Here is a 5,266-nt window from a genome sequence, read left to right on the forward strand (position 1 = left end):
CCACCGGGGGTCTAGGAAGTGCGCTGTTTCGGTCGCAAGAACCTAACAGTCCTTACCCTTTCGGTTATTTCCCATCCAAGGTGTGTCCGAAACACAAGCTTATATTCCTTGGTGAGATATGACGATGAGAATTTAAAATATCTCTACATCCTGTTCATACACTCAATATTTAATTTTCCTCTTAAGGATTTATAGTTTTTGGCATTGTATAGGGAATACTAAAATTTAGATTCCTTTACGTTACTAGACTGCTTTTAAAGATTATATAAATTGATCCATAATGATCTAGTACACTGCCGCGTAAGTTTAGATAGGGTTATGCTGCCAAAAGCTTCCCCTTAAAAGTCCATTGAAAAGGACGAGCTAACTTTTGGTTAAAGTAGTCAATAAAATTCAAGCCTCTGCTGTTTGAGATCCGCTTGAGAGGAAAAACTGGCTCTACGCAAGAGGAAAGCGTGTGAGAATACTAAACCAAATTTCAACTTGGTTGAGCCAAGAGCAGTGCTTTGGGGTAAAATGAAAAACGATCTTGTGCGCTGGATTGGCTAAAAACTGGGCGCGAGTGCTCATTGATTGGAGAATGCCAGACTTGCCCTTAACACCCAAGGTGTCAAAGGGGATGCCTTCAATGTCGGCAATCCATCGTACCAAGGATTCCGATTGATGGATATTCAAACAGTCCATGACCAAATGCCACTTGCTGGTAGTCGGGTCAGAGGCAATTAAGCGTTGGCAATGCGCCAAGAAATCGGTTTCAGTCCGAGTCGGGTCAATGGTAGGAGCCACAACTTCACCTGTAACAACATCAAAGTTAGCAATTAGGGTTTGGGTGCCATGCCGAATATATTCAAACTCTCGACATTCGACTTTGCCCGGCCGCATCGGTAAACTCTTAAGGGCGCGTTCCGTGGCTTGAATGCCGGTCATTTCATCCTTGCTTTTGGTGCGTTCTCCCTGAATCGCTCGTTGAGGAGCACTCAGGTAATGTTGGCTAATATCTTCGACCTTGACTTCAAACTCTGGGTCATACGGGGGGAAAAAGCCAGTAACGAGACTGGTGCGGTTTGAGTTCTGCTTCCGCTAACCATCGTCCCACCTGGCGGGGGGATATTTGCTCCACAATACCAAGCTTTATTAACTCATCCGCCAGTTCATGAGAACTCCAATGACTGATGGGACGACCGTATTCCATCGGGTCACGGCACGCCATCGCCATGCATTCAACTTGCTGTTCCAGGGTAAATTTTAACGGCGAACCAGGACGTTCGCGATCGCGCAATCGCTCCATCACTGTCTTGGATTGCTCGGTGGTCTCAACCCAATAGCGTCGCCAGTGCCGCGCCATCTTGATACTTATATCGAGCGCTCGAGCAATTTCGGCATTGTTTTGCCCCAGCGCGGCTTTTAGCACAATCCGGGCACGTTGTGCGATTTGCTGCGGCGTACTGGGTCGATTCACTAACTTTTCCAGGGCTTGCTGGTCAGTATCACTCAGGGTGATTGTCAGCGGTTGGCAGGGCATGAGTGGTCAAATTAATCTCGTCATTTATACCCTAACTGAATTTACGCCGCAGTGTACTAGTTAATTGGAACGTCTAGATTGTCAGGGGCGTCGATTCAGCCAGATAAACATTATTAGGAAGTTAAGGGCAATGCGTCGAACAGTATTATTCCTATCAAGATTTGCAATCAGCTTATGGATTGTACTAGTCGTTGCTTTTCTATCCCTGCTAATGCTCAACGCTCCAAGTGTACCTAATTTAACACCTTTTGCTGGCATATCGATCAAAACCCCAAATAGCTCTATCATTGTTCCTCATCTCTACGCGCTACTGCATACGCGACAAACGGCGGCAGCACATCAAAGCCTACAAAGCGAAAGATGCCATGATTAATCGGAAAAAGAATATTGTTGATATCGCCGTTTAAGCCAGTTGGACTATACATGGTTTCTGGTCCACCAGTCGTTAATGACAGCATTGCTTTGCGCCCTTGTAAAACCCCATTGTCATAAAACCGTCCGCCACCGTAAATGATTCCCATTGCAAAGACTCGATCTACCCATCCTTTGAGAATGCCCGGTAAACCAAACCACCATAGAGGAAATTGAAAAATCAACACATTGCACCAAAAAAGCTTATCAATTTCTGCTTGAATATCTGCGCTGAAACTGTGCATTTGAGTAGCGTATTGTTCTTCTTCTTGCTGTTTAAAATAATCTGGATTCTTCACCGTTATAAAATTACGCCGATCTGAAACAGGATCAAAATTCATTCATACAGATCGGATATCTCTACCGAATGTCCCTGTTCGGTTAGGGTTTGATAGGCAACTTTAGTCAAAGCTGCGTTAAAGTTTTGTCCTTCATGGTGCGCGTGAACAATAAAAACTTTCATACACCTCAACAAATATCAACGTCGGCACAACAAAACAGCAGATCCCATCATACTGATAAGCAATGCAGTGATAGGTTTTGACTCTGCAATTGTGGTGGAAAAAACCTGAATAGTTCCATATTGAGCAACAATACTAGCCCTAAGCATACAGCATTGATAGAATTACGTAAACAAAGCCAGTAAAATAACAGAACCTATACCACTGCTGAAGTACACAGCCTGTTAGCTTTGTAGGCGCTCGTGTTTATGAATCCTGAATGTCCATTCGTCGGATTAAGTCATTTTCGATAGTGTAAATATGCTGAACCAGTAGGTCATTGTTTGGTACATGTACTTTAAAAATTGGGTAGAATGAATGGACGATCGCTTGATTGTTCCAAGAAGAACACGGCTAACGGCTAGCTTGCGCTTACTGCCAGTGTTCTCAAATAAAACTCGATCATTCGATGTCAAGATTTAAAGAAAAAGACTCTTCAAAATCTAAAATATGTGTAAATATCAAGTTTTAGTAAGTAATTCAAAAGGATAATTATCCTTTTAATTGATGCACACGTTACGATTCATGTTGCGTGATTCTATAATTGCTTGCATTCGGCTGAAGAATCACCATCACATTTTTAGATACAGGGTCTTATTTTAAGTTTTCCCATAGCAGTAGCTTTTCTAATACCAATTCTGTATAAAGATGCGCCAAATTTATAAAGGAACGAACCGCAGAGACACAGAGAAGCCAGTGCGCCCTTGCGGTTAAGAGACTTGAAGCAACTGGCGCGACACAGAGGAGAAAAAGCAAGGTTAAAAAATTCAGCGCAGCTTCATAAAGAAATGGTATAACATCTGAATTGTCAAGTGAATCTTGACGCAACTTCTCAAACGATCACAACTGATGTAAATGCAACGCCAGGTATCAAATCGGCTTTGAATCAGGGCGAACGCACGGTTTTTCACCAGACCCTTACTGGATAAGGCTCTTGCTCAAAAAACAGGCTAAATTATAAAACGCCCAAACCCAAGTATTAAAGGATTCTTATACTTTAGATGCGTTTACCCTGGGCTTTGGGTAGCCTTTGGAAAATTCTCTATGACTGCGATCGCATCAATTCTCCCTTGCTTTTCCTTAATAAAAATTTTTTATAAAGCGGCTTATTAAACTACTACATCCCAGCAGCAGCGACACCAACTAATTACGGAAATCGCCCAAAAACAAGAACAGCATTTACTGTTACTCACAGCTACTCCTCACAGTGGGATTGAAGAATCTTTTCTCTCACTTTTAGGTTTGCTGAAGCCGGAGTTTTGTTAGAGAAGTTACGCCGGAGTTGGGTAGAGGAATTGGGTGGATTAAGTGAAAAATATTTCATTCTTGACACCAAACCCTTACCAGTACTGGGACTCAAACGTGACAAGCGATATAGTGATAATGCCTGTAATGCCGCCCCTGGTTGGTGTGCTGCCAGGGAAATGCGTTATTTTGGCTACAAGCTAGTTATGCTATCAACTTGGAATGGAATCCCCATTTCTTATGACATCGTACCTGCTAATACAGATGAGGGAATCGCTGCTGATAGTGTTTTAGAGACAGTCAAGTATAGCGATATTTACGCAGATAAAGGCTTCATCTCTGCCGATTGGCAGCAAGCGATGGCTCATCGCACTGGTAATCGCATCTGGACACTGAAGCGCGATAACCAGCATCTTCAACATTCCCATGCTTTGAAGCGCTTTATCAGTCGTGTTCGTCAGCGTGTGGAAGGTGTTTTTCACGAAATTCAAAACACTGGTCGTAAGGAAAGAACGCTTACTCAACAAAACTGTCGATGGCTTTTGTGTTCATATTGCTGCCTTTCATTGCTTCTCACACACTACGTTTATTGCTTCGTCGCCGTTTTGGTATTGATGTTCTCACCTTCGAGTCTCAACCTATTTAATTCACATTAGGCGTAAATTAGCAGATGAAATTGCTACCGCCTGGGGCGATGCTAAAGCATACTGGGCAGCATTTCAACGCGCATTGGCAAGGCTCGATGAAAATAACTCGGCTACTACAATTACCCGTGAACTTTGGACAGTGCCATTACTGCAAAGTCTAGGTTATGAACCTGTATACACTGCAACAGCCGAAGTGGTAGAAGGACAAACCTATGCGATTTCCCACCGTGCGGAATCGGGTGAAAATAAACCACCTATCCACATTATTGGTTGCCGGCTAGAAATCGATAAACGTCCTCCCAGTGGCACACCCAGGTTATCAGCACACGCACTGGTGCAGGAGTATCTTAACAAGACAGAACATCTTTGGGCGATCGCAAAGTCAAAGAATTTGTAGACGCAGAATTAGACAAGGGGCAACTTTGGACTGACCCCCTAGTACAACTCAATCCCAGCTATAAAAGGTATTGAGCCGAGATACGTGTAAGTGCGATTCGTTCTGGAGAAACCCAGTTTCAGGGGGGATTCCAGGCTTTGATAGAGTAACCCTTATTGGGCTGAGTCCGCACTTTAATCCTCTATCGATGACAACTTGATATCCATGTAGGTGAAGTAAGTATCCTAGAAAACCAAGTCCTACCGCCCTGGTGCGGGGTTGAAAGCACGTAAACTAGCAGAAAATGGTAGCCCCTACGGTGGAGACTGACTATCTCTCTTCGTAAAGCGGGGACGAAAGCGGTTAATGGTGATAATTGCTGAAAACACCAGCCGCAAGCAAGAGTTCATGGGGAGAGCAAGCGAAATGTCGTTGAGCCATCGTCATATCTCACCAAGGAATATAAGCTTGTGTTTCGGACACACCTTGGATGGGAAATAACCGAAAGGGTAAGGACTGTTAGGTTCTTGCGACCGAAACAGCGCACTTCCTAGACCCCCGGTGG

6 protein-coding genes are annotated in these 5,266 nt (G+C 43.8%); 2 read left to right on the plus strand and 4 right to left on the minus strand.

Going from position 1 to position 5,266, the window contains the following annotated elements; all coding sequences use genetic code 11:
- Positions 1–438: 438 nt before the first annotated feature.
- From LC653_RS44505 to LC653_RS46670, 4 genes are all read right to left on the minus strand, one after another.
- Complete coding sequence (locus tag LC653_RS44505; protein WP_229501629.1) at positions 439–927, minus strand: transposase; 489 nt, start codon at positions 925–927, stop codon at positions 439–441.
- Between the two features lie 97 nt (positions 928–1,024).
- The gene (locus LC653_RS44510; RefSeq protein ID WP_229501630.1) at positions 1,025–1,522 is read right to left on the minus strand and encodes a helix-turn-helix domain-containing protein; all 498 of its coding nucleotides are present in this window, start codon (positions 1,520–1,522) and stop codon (positions 1,025–1,027) included.
- A gap of 284 nt (positions 1,523–1,806) precedes the next feature.
- Positions 1,807–2,274 carry an NAD(P)H-dependent oxidoreductase gene (locus tag LC653_RS44515; RefSeq protein WP_267923448.1) on the minus strand — a complete coding sequence of 156 codons (468 nt, stop codon included), beginning with the start codon at positions 2,272–2,274 and terminating at the stop codon, positions 1,807–1,809.
- Entirely contained in the window at positions 2,271–2,396 is a 126-nt protein-coding gene (locus LC653_RS46670; protein ID WP_267923449.1) for an NAD(P)H-dependent oxidoreductase, read from the minus strand. The genes LC653_RS44515 and LC653_RS46670 overlap by 4 nt, the downstream gene beginning before the upstream one ends.
- Before the next feature lie 1,296 nt (positions 2,397–3,692).
- On the opposite strand from LC653_RS46670, the gene LC653_RS44520 reads away from it, so the two are divergent.
- Positions 3,693–4,334 carry a transposase gene (locus LC653_RS44520; protein ID WP_229501631.1) on the plus strand — a complete coding sequence of 214 codons (642 nt, stop codon included), beginning with the start codon at positions 3,693–3,695 and terminating at the stop codon, positions 4,332–4,334.
- Positions 4,335–4,407: 73 nt separating this feature from the next.
- Positions 4,408–4,722, plus strand: a complete 315-nt coding sequence (locus LC653_RS44525) for a hypothetical protein (RefSeq protein WP_229501632.1) — start codon at positions 4,408–4,410, stop codon at positions 4,720–4,722.
- Positions 4,723–5,266: the final 544 nt, after the last annotated feature.

The sequence above is a fragment of the Nostoc mirabile CHAB5784 genome, from assembly GCF_020829645.1.
Lineage (GTDB): Bacteria > Cyanobacteriota > Cyanobacteriia > Cyanobacteriales > Nostocaceae > Nostoc > Nostoc mirabile.

Coding starts and splice junctions, on each gene's coding strand:
- LC653_RS44505 (WP_229501629.1), bottom strand. CDS start 927: ATGACCGGCATTCAAGCCACGGAACGCGCCCTTAAGAGTTTACCGATG.
- LC653_RS44510 (WP_229501630.1), bottom strand. CDS start 1,522: ATGCCCTGCCAACCGCTGACAATCACCCTGAGTGATACTGACCAGCAA.
- LC653_RS44515 (WP_267923448.1), bottom strand. CDS start 2,274: ATGAATTTTGATCCTGTTTCAGATCGGCGTAATTTTATAACGGTGAAG.
- LC653_RS46670 (WP_267923449.1), bottom strand. CDS start 2,396: ATGAAAGTTTTTATTGTTCACGCGCACCATGAAGGACAAAACTTTAAC.